Here is a 19,738-nt window from a genome sequence, read left to right as displayed (position 1 = left end):
GATCTACCCGATGCGTGGTTTTGGGAGTGTTCTCGACCGTCCGAGGAGATGCGGGACTGATTCGGGAGAGGCCGTTCGCAGCCGGCCTCCGAGACGGCCGGTCGACCGGTCCTATCGAATCCTACCGCGACCGGGGATTTATTACGAATCAACGCCCTACACCGTTACAACCGGTTTCACGGTTTCACATGAGCGAAGACGTCATTCTCGTCGTCGAGGACGAGCAGGATTTAGCGGACCTGTACAGTGGGTGGCTTTCGGAGCGATATCCGGTCCGCGTAGCCAACGACGGGTCGGAAGCCCTCGAAAAGTTCGACGAGGACGTCGAGGTCGTCCTCCTGGACCGACAGATGCCCGGGATGGACGGCGCCGCGGTGCTGAAACTCATCCGGGACCGCGCCCCCGACTGTCAGGTGGCGATGGTCACCGCCGTCGAACCCGACGTCGACGTCGTCGACATGGGGTTCGACGCCTACATCACGAAACCCGTCCGCGAAGAGGAGTTGTTCGACCTCGTCGACCACCTGCTGCATCGACGGGTGTACGACGACAACGTCCGCGAGTTGTTCGCGGCCATCTCCAAGCAGATCGCCCTCGAGAACCAACACGAGCCCGAAGAGCTCGCCGAGGACCCCCAGTACCAGTACCTGCTGGCGAAAATCGACAAGCTTCGCTCGGAAACCGTCAACCTCGCCGAGCAGTTCGACGACGAGGAGTTCCGGACGGCGCTTGCGGCCCTGCAGTGACGCGACGACGCTGACGACTGTTTTATGTCGGCCGCCTTCGAGCGGCCGCTATGGAGTTCGGCGTCGACGAGGCCGGCAAAGGCCCCGTCCTCGGGTCGATGTTCGCCGCGGCGGTTCGGGCGCCGAGAGACGCCCTCCCCGACGGCATCGACGACTCGAAGCGACTGACCGAGACGCGCCGAGAGGCACTCGCCGACCGACTCCGTGAAGACGACCGCATCACGGTCGGCATCGCCGAAATCACCCCCGACCGCATCGACGCGGGCAACATGAACGACCTCACCGTCGACGCTCACGCCGAGGCACTCGCCGAGGTGGCCGAGGGAGGCGACGCCGGACTGTGTGATGCCGGCGACACCGACGCCGACCGCTTCGCGTCGCGGGTCGCCGACCGACTCGACGCCGAGGTGACCGTCGCCGCCGAACACCGCGCCGACGAATCCGACGAGTTGGTCGGTGCGGCGAGCATTCTCGCCAAGAGCGCCCGCGAGCGCCATGTCGCCACGCTCGCCGAGCACTTCGGCGACGTAGGCAGCGGCTACCCCTCCGACCCGACGACCCGGACGTTCTTGCGAGAGTACGTCGCCGAAACGGGAGGGTTGCCCGACTGCGCCCGTCAGTCGTGGTCGACCTGCGATGACGTTCTCGCCGCGGCCGAACAGTCCGCACTCGACGAGTTTTGACGACTGTCGGTCAGAGACCGACGGGTATTTCTCGCCGCCGCCTCACTCCGCGGCCATGAGTCTCCGGACGGCCGTCGCGGCGCCGTTTCGTCAATCCGGGAGCCGCGAGATGGGGGAAAGCGCCTTCGTCGTCGCGCTGTCTTTGGACCGCGATTGGTTCTCGCCGGACCAGGCCAAGCGACTGGTCGACGTGGCCGCAAGCGAGGGCCTGCTCGAACGCGACGACGGGCAGTTGCGGGTGTCGTTCGACCCCGGGTCCGTCGACGTCCCCGAGGGGTTTACCCCCGAGGAGTCCATCCTCCAAGAGCGCTCGACGTTCGAGCGCGTCCTCGACGCGTTGGTCGACGCCGGCCACGACAAACAGGAAGCCGTCGCGGCGGTCAACGGCCTCCAGTCGGAGTTGGGTGTCACCATCGAGGCCGCCGCCGTGCTGTACGCACACCGCAACGCCGTCGACGTACAGCAACACGCCGAGACGGCGCTAGGTGAACTGTAATGGTCGAAGACGAAACCACGGACGGTACGCGAATCGCACAGCTACTCTCCTCGGAGATACACGGCCACGAACGCGGTAGCCTCGGGGGGCTCTCGGTGGTCGACGCCGACCCCGATGTCGACCCCGAGGAGTTCGGCGCCTTCGCCTACGGCGTGGCGTTCGAAACCGACGACGAACCGCGCCGAATCGTCGAGGTGTACGTCCACTCCGACCGCGCCCGCGTGGAGTTCCTCGCCGGCGTCCAGACGGCCGCCGAAGTGGCCGACAGAGAGGGACTTCGCGTCCGGCCGAAGGCCGTTGACCCGCCGCGGACGCTCGTCTTCGTCGAAAGCGGCGCGGAAGTAAAGCGGGCGCTACGCGTCGTCCGTGCCGTCGCCGACCAACTCCGCGAGGACGGTCGGTAGCGTCGACAGTTCTTTTCGGGACAACGACGCATCAGCGTCGGGGTGAACCGCCGGCCCGCCGTCATAAGTCACCTGTACCGCGAGGAGACCAGCCGCGGCGGCACCCGCGACGTCCCGGTCGGGGTCGTCGCCGACGTAGGCCGCTTCCTCGGGAGCGACATCAAGGGCGTCACACAGCGACTCGAACGCCGCGCGGTCGGGTTTCGGCGCGCCGACGGCCCCCGTCACGACGACGGCGTCGAAGTAGTCACGCCACCCCAGCCGTCGGAGTTTGTCCCGCTGGGTTCGGTCCGGGCCATCAGTCAGCAGGCCGACTCGGTAGCGCTCGCGAAGCCTCTCGACGGTCTCTGCGGCGCCGTCGACGGAAGACATCGCCTCCCCGACGGCCGCTCGGTAGGCGTGAGTCAACGCCGGGGCTTGCTCGCCGGCGAGTGCTTCGAACACCGGCCGTCTGCTCTCGGTGCCGCTGTGTTTCCGGTGGGCGGCGAGGTAGTCCTCGCGGCCGAAATCGAGTGCCACGTCGGCGCGGTCGGCGGCCTCGGCTAAGAGTGTCTCACGGTCGCGAGCCGTAACCGCGAGCGTGTCGTCGAGGTCGAAGGCGACGGCGCGGAGCACGACCGACCGTAGCGGCCCAGACGACATATAGGGGTCGGCTCCGGGTCTCGTCCGGGCGGAACGGCAGCGTTTTGCCCCACCGCCGCAAGGCGCCGACAATGAGCTTCTTCGACGACCTCGCCGCGCGCATCGAGTCGACCAACAGCGTCGTCTCGGTCGGTCTCGACCCCGACCCCGACCGCCTGCCAGAGTTCCTCGATTCGGATCTCCCGCGGTGGGCGTTCAACCGCCGAATCATCGACGCCACCCACGAACACGCCGCCTGCTACAAGCCCAACGCCGCCTTCTACGAGGACGCCGACGGCTGGCGGGCGCTGGAGGAGACCATCGCCTACGCCCACGGCAAGGGCGTTCCCGTCCTCCTGGACGCCAAACGCGGCGACATCGGCAACACCGCCCGGCAGTACGCCGACCTGCTGGACGACGACGGCCTCGGTGCCGACGCGATGACCGTCAACCCCTACATGGGCCGCGACACCCTCGAACCGTACCTCTCGAAACCCGAGAAGGGCGTCATCGTCCTGTGTCGGACCTCCAACAGCGGCGGCGCGGACTTCCAGAACCTCGAAGTCGGCAACGGTAAATCGCTGTACGAATACGTCGCCCAACGCTGTGCCGAGTGGAACGACAACGACAACGTCGGCTTGGTCGTCGGCGCGACCGCGCCCGAGGAACTCGAATCCGTCCGGGAGTTGGTCGATTTGCCCTTCCTCGTCCCCGGCGTCGGCGCACAGGGCGGCGACGCCGAGGCCGCCGTCGAATACGGCCTCGCCGACGGCGTCGGCCTCGTCAACTCCTCGCGCGGCATCATCTTCGCGGGGGAGGGTGCCGACGACGAAACGGCGTACTTTCGAGCGGCGGGCAACGCCGCGAAGCGACTGAAAAAGCGACTGAATCAATACCGATAACCGGCGTCACGGATGGGGGTTTCTGGTCGGCAGATTCACCAATCGGTCGGTACAGAAGTCGTCGCGCTCAGACTGAGTTCCTCGAACGACACGCACCCGGTAGGTACCGGAGGGGTTTTGTAGCGGTAGCAGAGAGAAGAAGACAGACGGCACGGTCAGACAGCCACCTTTCAATTCGCGTGGTTTCCACGTGTAGTTGCCGCTGGCTGACCTACCCCGTCACTCTAATACCGAGGAGCGACCGCTATACCATACCTTGAGGCACCGAACCGAGAGCGTCAGGTTTGCAGTCAGACGTAACGCTCTGCCGTTATCGTGGGATGAAACGAACGGGTTATCTTCTACCAGCATCCGCCGAGGAGGCGTTCGAATAACGCTCCCGAGTCGCCATTTTTCCCGCGGGGTCGTTCGAAAGGCCGCGCCTCGCGTGTGAAAATTAGAACCGATACTCGTCGACGCCGTCGGGGTACTCCCGTTCCTCCCGGTCGGAGTCGTCTGACGGTTGGTCGCCCAGTTCGGCGAGACAGTCGGTACACAGCCCGGAGGTCCGGTCGTAGTGGTTGGCACACACCAATCGGCCACAGCGGTCACAGCCGTCCTCGACTGTCTCGGACTCACAGATTTCACAGAGTCCAGCGACGCTCATGGGACACGTTGAGCGTCCATGCCCCTAAAGCAATCCCCGAATTTACGGTGTCCGGGAACGTACTGTGGGTGTGCAAAAAGAGCGGCTCGTCCTTGGTCTCACCGTCGTCTTCGGCGCCATGACGGCGCTCGTGTTGCTTTTGAGCATCGCGCTCGTCGAGCCGGTGCTGTTCTTCGTGGCGCTGCCGCTCGGTGCCGCCGCCTACATGTTCTGGTATCATTCCTCGGGGAAACTCCGGGAGCGCGTCGCCCGCAGTCAACCCGGCGCCCGAAGCACCGGCGAGGGACGCGGCGGGTTCGGCGCCGGCCCCCGAAGCGGCTTCGATAGCGCACGCGGCCAGCAGGCGCGTGAGGAATGGGAGCGCCGCCAACACCAGCGACAGCAGCGCGAACGCCGGCAACGAGCGGATGTCGGTCCCTCGCCCGGGCTCAGTCGCGCCGAAGCCTACCGCCGGTTGGGGCTGGACACCGACGCCGACGAGGGCGAAATCAGACGCGCCTACCGGGAGCGAATCAAGGAGGCCCATCCCGACAGAGGCGGCGACGAAGCGGAGTTCAAGCGACTCACCGAGGCCTACGAGACGCTGACCGAGTAGGTCACGAGTCGAAGCCTCCTTAACAACCCTCCCCGTTTTCGTAGCCATGAGTACGGACGACATCGACCCCTCGGGGTCGGAAACGGAGGGGACGCCCGACCACGAAAACGCCCTCCAAGACGTTATCGCAGTCGACGGCGACGACAACCCGGAGGGGCCCGTCAACCGCCTCGACGCCCACACCGGCGACGGCATCCGCCACCGTGCGTTCACGGCGCTTCTGTTCGACGGCGACGGCAACGTGTTGCTCGCCCAGCGTGCGCCGAACAAGCGCCTGTGGGACACCTACTGGGACGGGACGGTTGCCTCCCATCCCGTCGAGGGGCAGACCCAAATCGAGGCGACCCGGGAGCGCCTCGAAGAGGAACTCGGCGTCACGCCCGACCAGTACGGCGACCTCCGGGTGACGGACAAATTCGAGTACAAGCGCTACTATCTCGACCAGGGGCTTGAGTGGGAGGTGTGTTCGGTCCTGCAGGCGACACTGGAGGACCGCACGCTCGATCCCGACGAGGAGGAGGTCGCGGGGCTGATGTGGGTTCCCTACGAGCGACTCCACGAGAACCCGAAGTGGTACCGGCAACTGCGACTCTGTCCGTGGTTCGAAATCGCGATGCGGCGGGACTTCGCCGACGACTGATACGGATTGGTGTAACGGTTCTCCGGTTATCAGCAGTACAGGTCGGCAATGACCAATAAAAGACTACAGCAATCCGTATGACGCTCGCTGTTAATCGTTCTGGTACTCTTTCTCGAAGCCGCGGAACTCCGTTCGGTGTGCTTCCTCGTCGGCCAGAATCGTCACCGCGAGGTCCTCGGTGACGGGGTCGTCGGCCTCCTCGGCGGCAGTGATGAGCGTCCGATAAGTCTCGATGGCGTCCTCCTCGGCGTCGAGAACGCCGCGGATGACCGAAATCACGCTCGTCGAATCCTCCGGCGGCTGGAGGGTGTCCTGTCGGGCGACGAACTCCGCGGACCCCGGAGGTCGGGCGTCCAACTGCTTGAGGCGCTGGCCCAACTGTTGGGCGTGGGTTAACTCCTCTTGGATGTCCTGTTGGAGGCTCTCTTTGATTTCCTCGGCACGGACGCCATCAAGCACGATGGCGTTCGTCTGGTAGTTCATCACTGTCTCCATCTCGTCGCTGTAGGCCTTCTTCAGGATTTCGACCACTCGCTCGGTTGCTTCGGACATGACACCTCTGAGTTCGGGCCGAAACGTGAAGAAACCACCTTCGAAATGGCTCTTCTCGAACAGATTCCGTTGTCCGCGGATTTGGAAAACATTCGTCGCGGTTTGTAGATAAAATACGAATGTTCGTCTCACAGTATCGTAGAAAGCTTTAGGTAATATCGTATTGTATGCCTATTCGTTCCGATGTACAACAACAAGGTTCGGACCGCGGTTGCACTACACCTGACCGGCACGCTGACGGAGGGTGAGGCGGCCCGACACGCCGGGCTATCGCGTGCGCAACTGCGCCGCTACACCCGAACCTGCGGCGCCATCGTTCCGGCGCCATCGACCGACGACCTCGACGCCGAACCGCCAGAACACGCCGACACGAACACCGTCCGCCTCGACGGTTAATCGAGCAACCGGGTGAGTTCGGCCGCCGTCTCCGCTTCCAACCCACGAACCGTCTCGACGATGTCGCTCCGGCGCTCGACGTCGTAGCGGTCGCCGGCCAACGCATGGAACTTCTCCTCAACGACACCCCACGACGCCGCGCGTGCGGGGTGACCGGTGAACCACTTCTCTTCGGCCTCGTGTGTCGCCCCGTCGTGGCAGTCGACAGTGACGCGGGCGGGCAGTTCGCCGCGTTCGGCACGCTCGCGCAACTCGTCGTCGATTCGGGCCTCGACGGTCGACGCGACGGGGCGGAGGTCCTCGCGGGCGGCGGGGCGTTTCGTCGCATCGCGGTCCACGAGTGCGGCGGCGAGCGTCACGGGGTCGAGCGCCTCGACGGCTTCCGGATACGTCTCGACGGTGACCGAATCGATGTCGGCGGGGTCGAGCGTCACGTCCGAGGCGAGGTCCATCGCAGCCTCAAGTGTCGACTGGGCGTGTGGATGGGCATCGTACGGCCGGATGGCCGCGTCGCGAACCCGCTCACAGCCGGGGTCGAGGTCCAAATCGAACGGCCCGACGAGGTCGTGCCACCCGCCCGGTCCTGCGATGGCATCGGGGCCGACGACGCCGCTTTCGGCGAGGAGACACGCCGAGACCGCCCCGTGTGTCGCGTTTCCGCCCACGACCGGGTCGAACTCGTCGTCGACCGCGAGCGTTCCCCGGCCGGCCGCGATGCCGATTGCGCTTTCGAGACGACCGGTCCCGAACCCCAGCGCCCGGCCGACGCCGGCCGCCGCCGCGATGGCGCCGTGGGTCGCCGGATGGAACCCGTCCAGCGGCGCGTGCCACGCCAACTCGCCGTGAATCTCGTGGGCGGCGGCGACGCCGGCGAGGAGTTCTTCGCCCGTCGCGCTTCGGGCCTCCGCGGCCGTCAACACAGCAGCGACGGGAATCGACGCCGACCCGAGCGCGGGAGCGAGAAACACCGTCCCGTTGCCCGCACACGCCAGCGCGCCGTTGTACATCGCGGCGTCGGAGGCCGCCGCGCTCAACTCCGAACCCCACAGCCTGCATCGGCCCGTCGCGTTCTGTGTCGCCACGGTGCGGCGGATGCCGTCGGTCGGCGAGGTGCCGACGCTGTCGATTGCGACGGCGACGGCATCGAGCACGCGGCGCTTCGCCGCCTCCCGAACCTCCTCGGGCAGTCCGTCATAGGAGACGCCCACCGCGAACTCCGCGAGAGCCCCAGTCGATGTCATGCCAGACGATACCATGTCCGGATTCAAAAACGTTCGCAGGCGGCGGGGTCAGGGTCGGGTTGTCGCCCACACCGCGAGTATCCCGAGGACGATGGCCGGCACCATCGGGAGGGCGAGATACGTGTCCCAAAACGAGAGCCCGAGCTGAGGGCCGAGATACGGGTACGCGAAGATGATGCCCGGAATGACGATGAACGCGACGAAGATAGCCGCGACGAGCGTCCACCCGCGTTTGTCGAACTCACGGTCGACGTCGTCGGGGTGGACGGTCATCGGGTCCCGCTCGTTCCCGTCGCCATCGGAACCGGTGGAAGTCTCCGGCGTGTACTCGTCGTCCTCGTCGAAGGCGTCGGGGTCGTGGGTGTAGCCGTCACTCATAGTCGTCGGGGTCGTACTCGCTGTCGGGGACGACGACCACCGACCCGAACCCTTCCCGTCCTTCGAGCATCTCGTGGGCCCGGGCCATCTCGCTCATCGGCAACACCGTACGGACGTGGGGTTCGAAGGTGCCGTCGAACACCTTCGCCATCACGTCGTCCATCTCGCCGGGCGTCCCCATCGTCGACCCGAGGATGTCGAGTTGCTTCCAGAACACCTTCGGGATGTTCGTCTCCGGCGTCACGCCGGAGGTTGCTCCACAGGTGACGACGGTCCCGCCGTGGGCCGCGACCGACAGCGAATTGTCCCACGTCGCCTCGCCGATGTGGTCGACGACAACGTCAACACCGCGGCCGTCCGTCTCGGATTTGATGACCTCCGCGAAGTCCTCCTCCTCGTAGTTGACGAGGTGGTCGGCACCGCAGTCGCGGGCGTGGTCTAGTTTTTCCTCGGAGGAAGCCGTCGCCCACACCTCACACCCCTCGTTGGCAGCGATTTGGACGCAGGCGTGGCCGACGCCGCCGGAGGCGCCCAACACGAGGACGGTGTCGTTCTGCTGGATTTCGGCGCGCGTGATGAGCATCCGCCACGCCGTCTGGAAGACGAGCGGCGCCGAGGCCGCGGTGACGAAGTCGACGCCCTCGGGCAGCTCGATGAGGTTCGCCTCGGGAACCGCCGCCTGCTCGCTGTGGACGCCGCGGACGTGTTCGCCAATCATCTTGTAGTCGACACACAGCGACTGCTCGCCCTTCCGGCAGAACTCACACTCACCGCAGTACAATCCGGGGTCGACGACGACGCGGTCGCCTTCCTCGAAGCGAGTGACACGCTCGCCGACTTCGCTGACGACGCCCGCACCGTCGCTGCCCGGGATGTGCGGCAGTTCCTCGGGACTCGGCATCCCGCGGCGAGTCCACACGTCGAGGTGGTTCAGACCGCCCGCCTTGATGTCGACGAGTACCTCTTCTGGGCCGATGTCGGGGTCCGGGAACTCGTCGTACTGGAGCACGTCGGTCGAGCCGTGTTCGTCGTAGAAGACCGCTTTCATACTCGCCCTTCGGAGCGGGGTGTGCAAAACAGTAGCGGAGTCGGAGACGACCCCGGGGAGTTTAGCGGCCGGCCGACCCAGACCGACCCATGAGTGACGACGGAGACGACCACGAGAACGGAGCACACGAACACGGCCACGACCACCACGAGCATGAAGGAGACCACGACCACCACGCCCACGACCTTGAGGAACTCGGCATCGCGGTTCTGACCGTCTCCTCCTCGCGGAGCATCAACGAAGACCCCTCAGGCGCTGCCATCGCCGAACTCGTGGAGGAAGCGGGCCACACCGTCGTGGTTCGGGAACTCGTCGGCGACGACTACGACAGCGTTCAGGACGCCGTCGACCGCTTCGTCGGCCGCGAAGACACCGACTGTGTCGTCACGACCGGCGGCACCGGCGTCACGCCCGACGACGTGACCGTCGAAGCCGTCGAACCGCTGTTCGAGAAGGAACTGCCGGGGTTCGGCGAACTGTTCCGGTCGCTGTCGGTCGAGGATATCGGGACGCGCGTCGTCGGCACGCGTGCCACAGCGGGTATCGCCGACGGCGTCCCCGTGTTCTGTCTCCCCGGCAGCGAGAGCGCGGTTCGACTCGCGGTCGACGACATCGTCGTCTCCGAGGCACCCCATCTCGCCGGCCTCGCCCGCCGAGAGGACGATGGCAAGGAAAACGACGATGGCGAAGAAAACGACGAAGGCGCCTAGGGGAGCGGACAGAGACTCGCCGTCAAAAGCGCCCGCTCGTCGCTTTCGTTTCGTGCGCCGTGTTCGACGCCGCGTTCGTTGTGGACGACCGCGGGCGCGGAAACCGTCTCCTCGGTGCCGTCCTGTGTCACGACGACTTCGCCTTCCAGTAGGTGAAAGACGTTCTCGCAGTCGTCGTGGACGTGGGGGTCGAACGCGGCGCCGGGACCGAGCGCGAACAGTTTCACGAGCACGTCTTCGTGGACGACCAACTCCGCCGTCTCGACTTCACCGTCGGCGGGGTCGACCGCCGGCAGTTCGTTCAGCGTCATACCGACCGATTCGGCCACGAGAACTTAACTCCCAGCCGCGGCGGCGGGTCGGTCAGTCGGCGCTGACTTCGCGGCCACTGCCGGTGGAGACGCCGTCCTCGCCGGTGTCGAGCGTCGACCTGACGGAGGGGGCCAATCGCGTAATCTTGCTGGCGCCGTCTTTCTCCTGAACCACGAGGCCATCGTCAGCGAGTCGCGAGAGGTGATACGACACCGTGCTGTAACTCGTCTCCACCTCGTCGACGATGTCGCCGACGGTCGCTGCGCCGTACCGCCGAAGCACGTCGATGATGGCGGCGCTGGAGTCCTTTTCGAGGGCTGCGGCCAGTTCCTCGTTTTCCGTCCCGATGGGGAACAGCCGTCTGTTGCCGCGGAGCTTCCGGGAGGTGACGAGCCGTTCGCGTTCGAGCACGCGGAGGTGATGGCGAACAGTCGAAAGCGGCGTGTCGAGTTCATCGGCGAGCGCCGACAGCGAGACGCCGGGGGAATCCGTGATGCGGTCGTGAATCCGCTCGCGTGTCTCGTGTTCGAGGGGGTCGGAGCCGTCGTGACGGCCGAAACGGAACATCGCACCGAACCGCCCCAGCCAGTCCGCAACGAGCGTGGCGCCCACCGAGAGGAAGCCGGTCCACGGTTGCGCCACTGCGACGAACATCGCCGTCCCGAGCGCCGGGGTGTAATCGAGCAGCGCCGCGCCGTCGAACCACGCAAGCGACCCGAGCAGCGACGCGGGCGCCTCCCCGTCGTCTTCGGCGTTCGGTTCCGCCGACTCGCCGTCGGCCGTGTCACCGGCAGTCGTCGGCTCCACGGCGATTGATTCGACATCGTCGGCCGCCGGCTCGGCGTCACCATCCGTCCCCGCCGCTGTCGAGGGAGCAGCGACTTCGGAGGCGTCGGTAGCATCGGCGTCCGTCGGCGGCGTCACCGACGAACCGGAGTCGGAGGTCGTCGATCCCGACAGGGGAACCTCGACTGCCAGCCCCGGCGCCGAGTTCGTCGTCGAGCCGACCTCGACGGCGACTCCCCCGGACGTCACGTCGATAGTTGGACCTCCGGCGAGCGTCGACGCGTCCGTCGCACCATCGAGGCCGACCACTCCGGCGTCGAGACTCGATTGCCGCGTGTGCTCTCCGGGGAGAGATACGAGCAGGTCGACAGATTCGTCGCCGTCGGTGCCGTCCATCGACGGTCCGGCAGTCGCGTTCGTGTCGTTCGTGACGTTGTCGAGGACGGCCCCCGTCGCGTTCTCGACAGTTCCTGTCGCTGTCTCCGTCAGGTTTCGAACCGAATCGGAGTCGTTTCGTTGCCAGTCGCTGTCGTTGTCGCCCCACTCGCTTTCGTCGTTCTCCCACTCGCCGCCTTCACCGTCGGATATCGCTGCGGCGGCCGGCGCAACTGCGGGGAAAGCAACGCTAGCGACGAGCAGCGTACAGACGACGAGCGTGTGTAATCGAAGTCCCAATTCAGTAACCCCCTTTGGCGACCGATAGACCCGATTACGAAAGTCCGTTTCACCGGTCATGGACGGACTTTTATATTTACCTCGTATTCACGGCCGGTTGCAGTCGTTTCGATGCGATTGTTAGAACGTTCATAGGAGTATCGACGGTCGTTTCGTCCACGACATGAGTAGAGACGATTCGGGACTGTCACGGCGGACGTTCATGAAGGGCGTCGGGATAACCGCCCTCGCGGCAGCGACGGGACCCTCGCTTGCGAGCGCCGACCACGCTATCGACGAGCGCTTCCTCAACTGGCGTGCCGTCGAGGCACGGAAGGTGTGGGACCGCGGGATTCGTGGCCGACGCGACCGGACGCTCGCGCTGACCGACTCGGGCGTCGAGGGGCGACACCCTGACCTCGGGCCGTGGAACGGCGTCCGCGTCGAAATCGAGGACGGCGAGTTCTCGTTGACCCGCTCGGACGGCGACTCCGGCGGCAGCGCCGAGTTCGAACCCGTCACCGGCGACGACGGCGAACCGCTGACCGAATCCGACAGCGGCACCTTCACCCCCGGCGCGTTCGCCGCGCCCAACGAGCAGTTCAGCGAGGTCAAGGGCGCGACGTTCACCGCACAGACGACGAGCAAACTCGACGCCGAACTGTCGTGGACGCCGCCGGGCAACGACCTCGAGTTCCGCATCGACGACGTGACCGGCGAGCGGACGGAAGTCGCCCGCGTCGCGAGCGCCGACAATCCCGAGACGCTGATGGCCGACCTCAACGAGGGCCGGGAGTACCAGTTCGTCATCGAACTGTACGCGGCTGTCGGCGGCCAGTACACCGTGGAGGCGACGTACGTCGAGGCGGTGTCGAGCGACGAGGGCGGGGAGACCTCCGTCGCCACGGAAGACATCGACCCCTTCGCTGACCCCTCTAACAAGACGTTCGGCTGGTACGACGCCGGCAGCCGATACGGCAGTTTCGACCGCCCGCGCGACCAGAACGGCCACGGAACCCACGTCTCCTCCATCATGGCCGGGTCGGGACGCGCAAGCACCATCGAGTCCTCGACGGTCCACGAGGAGAACGCGACGCTTCTGCCCGGCGACTTCCTCGAATACGAGGTCGACGCCACCGCCGGACAGAGCGTCTGGGCGTCGGCGTTTGGGACGAACGTCAACCTCTACATCATCGACGAGGAGGGTCGTGAACTCGACGAGTCGCCGGTCCGGAAGGACTCGCTGATTCTCGAATATCCCATCGACGAGGACGGTTCCTACACCGTGCAGGTCCGCCCCCGAGAGACCGACACGGTCGTCAGCGGCGCCGGAGAGCAGGCTCAATCCGGCAATCCGACGGCGGGGACGCTGGAACGCATCGCCGTCGGGACGACGAAGTTCGCAGCCAACACCGAAAGTGAGGGCGTCCCCGGCGACGTGAGCGAAAACGAGCAGGCGCTTCACCCCGGCGTCGCGCCGAACGCCGGCATCGTCGGTCTGCAGGGTCTGGGCGAACCGACCGTTGACCTCGGCAACTACGCCGAGCAGTTCAAAGAAGCGTTCAACATCCGCTCGGTCAACATGTCCTGGGGACCGCTTCAGGGCGCCCCTCTCGGCCAAGTCGAGCAACTCGACTCCACCCGCGCGGACGTACGACGCATCACCGAAGGTGGGATATTGGTGTGTGCGTCGGCAGGCAACTCCTTTACGCCCGCCAACGGCAACGGCGGTCCGGCGGCGGCCGACGAAGCCATCTCCGTCGTCGCCACGGGTCCGTTCGACGGCATCTCGACGTACTCCTCCGGCGGCATCGGCGGCGTCGACGAGCAGAGCGACGGCTCGCCCGAATCCAGCCCCGCCTACGCCAAACCCGACGTGACCGCCCCCGGCGGCGATATCGGGCCGGACGCCTTGGCGAACATCGGCCTCGGGTTGGCGACGAACCCGCCGGTCGGTCCCGCGCCGGAACCGCCGGTCGGCATCGAGTACCCGATTCCCTCGAACTACGAACTCGCCCGCGCGGCGAAGAACGGCTCCCCCGAGAAAACGTACGGCGACGCCGACGACTCGGCGGATACCGGAGCCGACGAACCGTTCGCGCCCCGCGATTACACTGACAAGGCCGGTACGTCGATGTCCTCGCCGTACGTCAACGGCGTCGCGGGACTCCTCGCCGAAGCCATGGAGTTCGGCCGACCCGACGGCGGCGACCGACCCGAGGCCGTGACGCTGCCGGAACCGGTCGAGACGACCGAATCCGACGTATATCGGCTGAAGGGCCTGCTGTTGGCGACCGCCAGCGAGTCGGTATTCACGGCCGCACCGTATCACGCCGCACAGAATCCGCCGAAGGGACCGACCTACGACTTCGGCGGCCGGGACCCCTTCGAGGGATACGGCCGCGTCAACCCCGACGCCGCCGTCGACGCCGTCACCCGCGATTTGACGCCCGAACTCACCGCCGAAGACGGCGACCCGACGACCGGCGAAGCGACCACCGAGGAGACTCTCGGCCTCTACGTCCCCGAGGACTCCCGTGCGGCCGCGGGCTACGTCGAGGCGCCGACCGGGACGATGACCGTCAGCGTCTCGCTGTCGCACCTCTCGGGCGGCAACAAGGGGATGGCTGCAGACGACCCCCACATCGACCTGTTCGTCTACGACCCGGCGAACCCGACCGACCGCGGCGAACCGAACATCGTCGCCCGCGCACAGGGCGCCACCGGCGCCCCGTCGGTGTCCGTTTCGGTCCCCGACGACGCCGAGACCAAGACCTACGTCGTCGTTGCCAAACTGGTCAACGTCCCCGGCGTCGTCAACGGCTTCGACGTCCAGAGTCACTTCGACCTCACCGTGGCGCTGGATGCCGCCGAGAACACCTTCGACGTGGCCGACGGCGCACGGACCAGCGACGCGACGGCAGTCACCGGCGGGCAGGCCAACCGCCTCACCGTCGACGTGACCGACCCCGACGAGAAGGCGCTCGTCCGCGACGTGGTCCCGGGGTCGTGGAACGTTCTAGCCAATCTCTCCGACACCGTCGACCGCGTCGAACAGTCGACCGACGGCGGCCCGCAGTTCGTCTACTTCACCGACAGCGCCGCGACCGGCGAGACGACTTCCTACACCTACTTCGTCGAAGCGCCCGACAGCCTCGCCGACTCGAACGTCTACCAGTTCGGCCCGGCGGAGGCAAAACCGCTCGAAGATGCCGATGACGACAGCGTGCCGTTCGTCGCCGTCCCCAACACCTCCGGCAACGTCGTCGCCGTGGGCCTCGACACCGCCGACCCGCAGGGCAGTCTGCCGGGCGGCGACGTGGAACCGCCGGCGAACTGAGCGGTCGCTCCGCTGGGCGACTGGTGGGATTTTTTACAGCACGTGGAGACGCGCCAGTGTATGGAGCCGATTGCCCTCCTGTTCGTCCTGTTCGGACTCCCCAGTGCGGTCTGGCCGTACCGGATGGCCCGATTCGAAGAGCAACTCGATGCCATCGGTAGCAAACGCCGATGGTCCGAAGTCGAACCCGCCGACTGGAAGGTCATGCTGACGAGATACGGCGGCATCGTGATGGTCGGCGGTGGCGTCCTGTGGTTCCTCGCGGGGTGACGCCCGAGTCACGAACCCTTTTCACCGAATCCGTCCGAGAGGTCGGTATGGAGAGTCTCAATCGGATGGCCGTCGAGTTGGTCGACGAGGCCATCGACTTCGCCGACGAACTCGCTATCGAGGTTCACGAACTCGACAACGGCGCGGTCGTTCTCGACTTCGGCGTCGAGGCGGTCGGCGGCATCGAGGCCGGCCTGCTGTTGACCGAAATCCAGACCGGCGGGCTGTCGACGGTCCAAATCGGCATGGACGAAATCGAGGGCGTCCCGTTCACGCACGTCGAAACATCGACGGACCACCCCGCACTGGCGCTGTTGTGCGCCCAGAAGGCCGGCTGGGAGTTGTCGGCCGGGGACTTCGAGGGGCTGGGGTCGGGACCGGCACGGGCGCTCGTCGCCGAAGAAGACGAGTACGCCCGCGTCGGCTACCGCGACGCCTCGGAGTTCGCCGTCCTCGCCATCGAAAGCGAGGAATTACCCGGCGAGGCCGTCGCCGAACACATCGCCGACCGCTGTGGCGTGCCCGTCTCGAGCGTCTTTCTGCCGACGTTCTCGACGGCCAGCGTCACCGGCAGCGTCGCGTTGGCGGGGCGAGCCGGCGAACTCGCCGCCTTCCGGCTCTCGGAGTTGGGGTACGACCCCGTCGAGTTGCTGACGGTGACCGCCTCCGCACCGGTCGCCCCCGTCGCCGAAAGCGACGAGATGGCGATGGCACGGACGAACGACGCACTCGCCTACGGCGGACAGGTCCACATGAGCGTCGACGAGGGCTTCGACCGCTTCGATGAGGTCCCATCGACGGCCCGCGAGGAGTTCGGCCGGCCCTTCGTCGACATCTTCGAGGACCACGAGTGGGACTTCTATGACCTCCCGGTCGAGATGTTCGCGCCGGCGCAGGTGACCGTCGACGTGGTCGGCGAGGGCGTCGAGGCGCTGGGCCGAACCGACGAGGCGCTGTTGGCCGAGAGTTTCGGACTCTGATGAAATTCAAAGTCGTCCCCGAACCGGCCCCGTCAATCGACCGCATCGCCGAGATACAGCGGGCGGTTCCGCTCGTCCCCGACGGCGAGACATCCTGCTGTGTGAGGGTGATGGAGCGGGCGGGCGTCCCCTCACAGGATCGCGCCAAGGAGTGGCTGACGTTCCTGCGGGCACTGGGGTTAGTCGAGGAGACCGACGGGAAGTACCGGCGACTCCCGAAAGAGGTCGACCCCGAAACGCTGCGGTCGGCGTTTCTACAGCGGGTGTACCTCGCCGAAGAGGTCGTCGCGACGCTGGACGCTGCCGAGGAACCACTGGCCGCCGAGACTGTCTTCGAGCGATTGGCCGACCGCCTCCCGCAGTGGGAGCGACTCCGGCACACCGACCCCGAGTCGGTGTGGCGCGAGCGCGTCAATCGGCTTCTGGAGTGGGCCTGTACGTTCGGGCTGGCCGAGCGCGTCGATGGTGTCTACGCGGGCGCGTGACATCGTCGGGGCTTTCCAAACCGTTTATACTGCACCGAAGGCAAGCCGTGGGTATGCCGAGAGAGCAGACTGAGGTCCGAGAACTTCAGGAAGGCAACTACGTGATGATAGACGACGTGCCGAGCAAAATCTACGCCTACAGCACGTCCAAGCCCGGCAAACACGGCAGCGCGAAGGCCCGCGTCGAGGGGACCGGCGTCTTCGACGGCCAGAAGCGAAACTTCACCCAGCCCGTCGACGCGAAGGTCTGGGTTCCCATCATCAACCGCAAGCAGGGACAGGTCGTCTCCGTCTCCGGCGGCGACATGCAAGTGATGGACCTCGAAACCTACGAGACAATCACGATGCGCATCCCCGAGGACCTCGACCCCTCGCCGGACGACGAAATCGAGTATCTCGAGTACGAAGGACAGCGCAAGGTCGTCTGAGGCGGTATGGGCGAGTTCCCCGGTGCGAACGCCGACCCGGACGACGCCGATTACGCCGTCGTCGGCGCACCACTCGACGTTTCTACCACGTTTCGCCCCGGAACCCGCTTCGGACCCGACCGGGTCCGACGGTTCGCTCGCCCGTTCGATGACTACGACCAGCGAACCGACCGACATTTCTCGGACCTCGTTTTCGACGCCGGCGACGTGGCCGCGTGGGACGACGCCGCCGACTACCTCGATTTCCTTTCGGGCAGTCTGCGTGACCACCACGACGACGGCCATCTCCCCCTGGTGGTCGGCGGCGAACACACCGTCACCGTCGCCGGCCTCCGCGCGGCCGACCCCGACGTGTATGTCTGTCTCGACGCCCACCTCGACCTCTATGAGGCGTATGCGGGCAACGACCACTCGCATGCAACGGTGACCCACCACGCCCTCGACATCGCTGACGAGGCGGTTCTCCTCGGGACACGCACCGGCAGCGAGACCGAGTGGGACCGTGCCGCACAATCCGACGTAACCGTCGTTCCCCCCGAGGAGGTTCCCGAGTGGCGACCCGATTTCGACGGCGAGGCTTACCTGAGCGTCGACATCGACGCCGCAGACCCCGCCTTCGCCCCCGGCACCGGAACGCCGGAACCGTTCGGACTCACCGCCCGAGAGATGCGCGATGTCGTTCGAGCGGTCGCCCCCTCCGCAGTCGGCTTCGACATCGTGGAGGTCAACGACCGCGACGACGGCCAGGCCGCATCGCTTGCGGCGAAACTGCTCCGGGAGTTCGTCTTCACCCACGCCGACAGTTCGGAGTAACGAAGCCCGCCGCACACGGCGGACCCGAACCCCACGACAGCGCGTTCAAAACTACTATTTCGAGCGCCGACCTGCGGGGAACTGTATGCCGCCCTCCACGCTCGTATCCCTCCTCGCGTTGGGTGTCGTCGTCGCCGTCCCAATCGTCAGCCTCTATCGTCACTGGGGGCACACGGAACCGCCCGACTGGCCGCGACTCAGACGGGGGTTAGCGCTGAACGCGGCGCTTCTCGTCGGCGTCGTCACTCTGGTCGTCGCCACCGGTTCGCCCGCCGACGCTGGCCTTACCGTCCCGTCGGTCGGCGCGATAGTCGACGGCTTTCTGTTCGGGTTCATCGCCTTCGGCGGGACGATGCTCGCCGTCGCGCTGCTCGCGAAGTTCCGCGGCGGCGTCAGCGCCGACCCGGCATCACTCGTCGTCTTCGAGCAGCCGCTTCACCGTCGCCTCGCGGTCGCAGCGACGGGGGCGACCGTCGAGGCGCTGTTGTTTTTCGGTGTCGCCATCGAGGCAATCCTCGCCTTGGGCGGCGGCCCCTACGTCGCTGGCGCAGTCTCGGCCGCCGGCCTGTTGGCCGTCCGTGCGCGATTCAGCGTCAAAAACGCCGTCCAGTGGGTTCCCGGCGCGGCCGTCCTGTCGGGAATCGCACTCACCTCGGGCACGGTCGTTCCGGTCCTGTTGGTTCGACTGCTGTACGACAGCCTGACGCTCGCCTCGGGCGATGAGAGCGACTACGTCACGGACGGTGACGCCTAAGGCGAGCAGGGAATACAAATGCAAGCCGGGCGAGGGTCCGGTATGCAACTCTCGGAGTTCCGCGACCGGCTGAACGACCAGCTGAACCACGCCGACTACGCGGGCGTCGACGCCAGCGCCAACGGCCTGCAAGTAGGCAGGGCCGACGGTCGACCCGTCGAGCGTGCCGCCTTCGCCGTCGACGGCGTCGAGGCGACCGCTGAAACGGCTGCCGACACGGGGGCGGACGTCCTCATCGTCCACCACGGTATGGTCTGGGGCGGTCTCGACCGCGTCGCCGGCCGCGACTACGACCGCGTCGCCACCTTAATCGAAAACGACCTCGCGCTGTACGTCTCGCACCTCCCGCTGGATGGCCACGCCGAGTTGGGCAACGCCGCCGGCCTCGCCGAGTTTCTCGACTGTGAAATCGTCGACCCGTTCGGCGACTACGGCGGCGTCACCATCGGCCAGCGCGTCCGTGCCGCCGAACCGTACACCACCTCTGACCTCGAAGACCGGCTGTCGGACCTCGATACCGGCGGAGAGTCAGTTCGGACGCTGGATTTCGGCCCCGATAGAATCGAGGACATCGCCATCGTCACCGGCTCCGGCACCGACTGGATTCGAGAAGCCACCGACGCCGGCGTCGACGCCCTCGTCACCGGCGAGGGCAAGCAGAAGGCCTACCACGAGGCTCGCGAAGCGGGGCTGAACGTCTTCCTCGCGGGCCACTACGCCACGGAGACGTTCGGCGTTCGAGCCCTCGCCGACCTAGTCGAGGAGTGGGGCGTCGAGACGACGTACGTCGACCACCCGACGGGACTGTAGCCGCGTTCGCATCAATGAACCGACTCGACCCACCAAACACCAATAAGG

At 66.4% G+C, this 19,738-nt stretch carries 25 protein-coding genes; 17 read left to right on the top strand and 8 right to left on the bottom strand.

Annotated elements, in window-relative coordinates; translation table 11 throughout:
- The first annotated feature begins 188 nt into the window (after positions 1–188).
- The 4 genes from NMP98_RS18225 to NMP98_RS18210 are packed head-to-tail and all read left to right on the top strand — an operon-like array spanning position 189 to position 2,329.
- Positions 189–746, top strand: a complete 558-nt coding sequence (locus NMP98_RS18225) for a response regulator (protein ID WP_254859273.1) — start codon at positions 189–191, stop codon at positions 744–746.
- Between the two features lie 50 nt (positions 747–796).
- Positions 797–1,429: a ribonuclease HII gene (gene rnhB, locus NMP98_RS18220; protein ID WP_254859272.1), complete on the top strand. Its 633-nt coding sequence runs from the start codon at positions 797–799 to the stop codon at positions 1,427–1,429.
- Between the two features lie 55 nt (positions 1,430–1,484).
- Positions 1,485–1,925 carry a DUF2240 family protein gene (locus NMP98_RS18215; RefSeq protein ID WP_254859271.1) on the top strand — a complete coding sequence of 147 codons (441 nt, stop codon included), beginning with the start codon at positions 1,485–1,487 and terminating at the stop codon, positions 1,923–1,925.
- Positions 1,925–2,329 (top strand): DUF7993 family protein, encoded by a 405-nt coding sequence (locus tag NMP98_RS18210; RefSeq protein ID WP_254859270.1) that lies wholly within the window; start codon positions 1,925–1,927, stop codon positions 2,327–2,329. Before NMP98_RS18215 ends, NMP98_RS18210 begins: the two co-directional genes overlap by 1 nt.
- Here the strand turns inward: NMP98_RS18210 and NMP98_RS18205 are convergent.
- Positions 2,279–2,944 carry an HAD family hydrolase gene (locus NMP98_RS18205; protein ID WP_254859269.1) on the bottom strand — a complete coding sequence of 222 codons (666 nt, stop codon included), beginning with the start codon at positions 2,942–2,944 and terminating at the stop codon, positions 2,279–2,281. The two genes, NMP98_RS18210 and NMP98_RS18205, sit on opposite strands and share 51 nt — an antisense overlap.
- 98 nt (positions 2,945–3,042) lie before the next feature.
- Between NMP98_RS18205 and pyrF the strand changes: the two genes are divergently transcribed.
- On the top strand, positions 3,043–3,852 hold the full coding sequence (gene pyrF, locus NMP98_RS18200; protein ID WP_254859268.1) for an orotidine-5'-phosphate decarboxylase: 810 nt from the start codon (positions 3,043–3,045) through the stop codon (positions 3,850–3,852).
- Positions 3,853–4,288: 436 nt separating this feature from the next.
- Here pyrF and NMP98_RS18195 read toward each other — a convergent pair whose 3' ends face one another.
- Positions 4,289–4,498, bottom strand: coding sequence for a hypothetical protein (locus NMP98_RS18195; protein ID WP_254859267.1), 210 nt, complete (start codon positions 4,496–4,498; stop codon positions 4,289–4,291).
- A 70-nt stretch (positions 4,499–4,568) separates the two neighbouring features.
- On the opposite strand from NMP98_RS18195, the gene NMP98_RS18190 reads away from it, so the two are divergent.
- Both NMP98_RS18190 and NMP98_RS18185 read left to right on the top strand, forming a co-directional pair.
- Entirely contained in the window at positions 4,569–5,093 is a 525-nt protein-coding gene (locus NMP98_RS18190; protein WP_254859266.1) for a J domain-containing protein, read from the top strand.
- Positions 5,094–5,139: 46 nt separating this feature from the next.
- Entirely contained in the window at positions 5,140–5,733 is a 594-nt protein-coding gene (locus NMP98_RS18185; protein WP_254859265.1) for an NUDIX hydrolase, read from the top strand.
- A 90-nt stretch (positions 5,734–5,823) separates the two neighbouring features.
- On the opposite strand, the gene NMP98_RS18180 is transcribed toward NMP98_RS18185, so the two are convergent.
- A complete protein-coding gene (locus NMP98_RS18180) occupies positions 5,824–6,285 on the bottom strand; it encodes a DUF892 family protein (protein ID WP_254859264.1) in 462 nt (153 codons plus the stop codon).
- Between the two features lie 183 nt (positions 6,286–6,468).
- Here NMP98_RS18180 and NMP98_RS18175 point away from each other — a divergent pair, with 183 nt between their 5' ends.
- Complete coding sequence (locus NMP98_RS18175; RefSeq protein ID WP_254859263.1) at positions 6,469–6,681, top strand: DUF7317 family protein; 213 nt, start codon at positions 6,469–6,471, stop codon at positions 6,679–6,681.
- On the opposite strand, the gene NMP98_RS18170 is transcribed toward NMP98_RS18175, so the two are convergent.
- From NMP98_RS18170 to NMP98_RS18160, 3 genes are read right to left on the bottom strand one after another with little or no spacing between them, the layout of a single operon-like run.
- Positions 6,678–7,922: an MmgE/PrpD family protein gene (locus tag NMP98_RS18170; protein WP_254859262.1), complete on the bottom strand. Its 1,245-nt coding sequence runs from the start codon at positions 7,920–7,922 to the stop codon at positions 6,678–6,680. The two genes, NMP98_RS18175 and NMP98_RS18170, sit on opposite strands and share 4 nt — an antisense overlap.
- 48 nt (positions 7,923–7,970) lie before the next feature.
- Positions 7,971–8,300 (bottom strand): DUF7977 family protein, encoded by a 330-nt coding sequence (locus NMP98_RS18165; RefSeq protein ID WP_254859261.1) that lies wholly within the window; start codon positions 8,298–8,300, stop codon positions 7,971–7,973.
- Positions 8,293–9,348, bottom strand: coding sequence for a zinc-binding dehydrogenase (locus NMP98_RS18160; RefSeq protein WP_254859260.1), 1,056 nt, complete (start codon positions 9,346–9,348; stop codon positions 8,293–8,295). Before NMP98_RS18160 ends, NMP98_RS18165 begins: the two co-directional genes overlap by 8 nt.
- Before the next feature lie 89 nt (positions 9,349–9,437).
- On the opposite strand from NMP98_RS18160, the gene NMP98_RS18155 reads away from it, so the two are divergent.
- Positions 9,438–10,058: a MogA/MoaB family molybdenum cofactor biosynthesis protein gene (locus tag NMP98_RS18155; protein WP_254859259.1), complete on the top strand. Its 621-nt coding sequence runs from the start codon at positions 9,438–9,440 to the stop codon at positions 10,056–10,058.
- Here NMP98_RS18155 and NMP98_RS18150 read toward each other — a convergent pair.
- Both NMP98_RS18150 and NMP98_RS18145 read right to left on the bottom strand, forming a co-directional pair.
- Positions 10,055–10,369, bottom strand: coding sequence for a cupin domain-containing protein (locus NMP98_RS18150; protein WP_254859258.1), 315 nt, complete (start codon positions 10,367–10,369; stop codon positions 10,055–10,057). The two genes, NMP98_RS18155 and NMP98_RS18150, sit on opposite strands and share 4 nt — an antisense overlap.
- A gap of 52 nt (positions 10,370–10,421) precedes the next feature.
- Positions 10,422–11,831, bottom strand: a complete 1,410-nt coding sequence (locus NMP98_RS18145) for a winged helix-turn-helix transcriptional regulator (RefSeq protein WP_254859257.1) — start codon at positions 11,829–11,831, stop codon at positions 10,422–10,424.
- A gap of 163 nt (positions 11,832–11,994) precedes the next feature.
- Between NMP98_RS18145 and NMP98_RS18140 the strand changes: the two genes are divergently transcribed.
- The 8 genes from NMP98_RS18140 (at position 11,995) to NMP98_RS18105 (ending at position 19,690) form a co-directional block, all read left to right on the top strand.
- On the top strand, positions 11,995–15,150 hold the full coding sequence (locus NMP98_RS18140) for a S8 family serine peptidase (protein ID WP_254859256.1): 3,156 nt from the start codon (positions 11,995–11,997) through the stop codon (positions 15,148–15,150).
- 60 nt (positions 15,151–15,210) lie between these two features.
- A complete protein-coding gene (locus tag NMP98_RS18135; protein WP_254859255.1) occupies positions 15,211–15,420 on the top strand; it encodes a DUF6199 family natural product biosynthesis protein in 210 nt (69 codons plus the stop codon).
- 47 nt (positions 15,421–15,467) lie between these two features.
- Positions 15,468–16,400 (top strand): methenyltetrahydromethanopterin cyclohydrolase, encoded by a 933-nt coding sequence (gene mch, locus NMP98_RS18130; RefSeq protein WP_254859254.1) that lies wholly within the window; start codon positions 15,468–15,470, stop codon positions 16,398–16,400.
- The gene (locus NMP98_RS18125) at positions 16,400–16,885 is read left to right on the top strand and encodes a double winged helix-containing putative transcriptional regulator (RefSeq protein WP_254859253.1); all 486 of its coding nucleotides are present in this window, start codon (positions 16,400–16,402) and stop codon (positions 16,883–16,885) included. The genes mch and NMP98_RS18125 overlap by 1 nt, the downstream gene beginning before the upstream one ends.
- Positions 16,886–16,938: 53 nt before the next feature.
- A complete protein-coding gene (locus tag NMP98_RS18120; RefSeq protein WP_156707398.1) occupies positions 16,939–17,313 on the top strand; it encodes a translation initiation factor IF-5A in 375 nt (124 codons plus the stop codon).
- Between the two features lie 6 nt (positions 17,314–17,319).
- Positions 17,320–18,126 (top strand): arginase family protein, encoded by an 807-nt coding sequence (locus tag NMP98_RS18115; RefSeq protein ID WP_254859252.1) that lies wholly within the window; start codon positions 17,320–17,322, stop codon positions 18,124–18,126.
- 85 nt (positions 18,127–18,211) lie between these two features.
- Positions 18,212–18,880, top strand: coding sequence for a hypothetical protein (locus tag NMP98_RS18110; RefSeq protein ID WP_254859251.1), 669 nt, complete (start codon positions 18,212–18,214; stop codon positions 18,878–18,880).
- 42 nt (positions 18,881–18,922) lie between these two features.
- On the top strand, positions 18,923–19,690 hold the full coding sequence (locus tag NMP98_RS18105; protein WP_254859250.1) for a Nif3-like dinuclear metal center hexameric protein: 768 nt from the start codon (positions 18,923–18,925) through the stop codon (positions 19,688–19,690).
- Positions 19,691–19,738: the final 48 nt, after the last annotated feature.

It is taken from the genome of Natronomonas gomsonensis (assembly GCF_024300825.1).
Lineage (GTDB): Archaea > Halobacteriota > Halobacteria > Halobacteriales > Haloarculaceae > Natronomonas > Natronomonas gomsonensis.
Note: the sequence above shows the minus strand (reverse complement) of the source record. Positions and strands in the feature narration are given on the sequence as shown.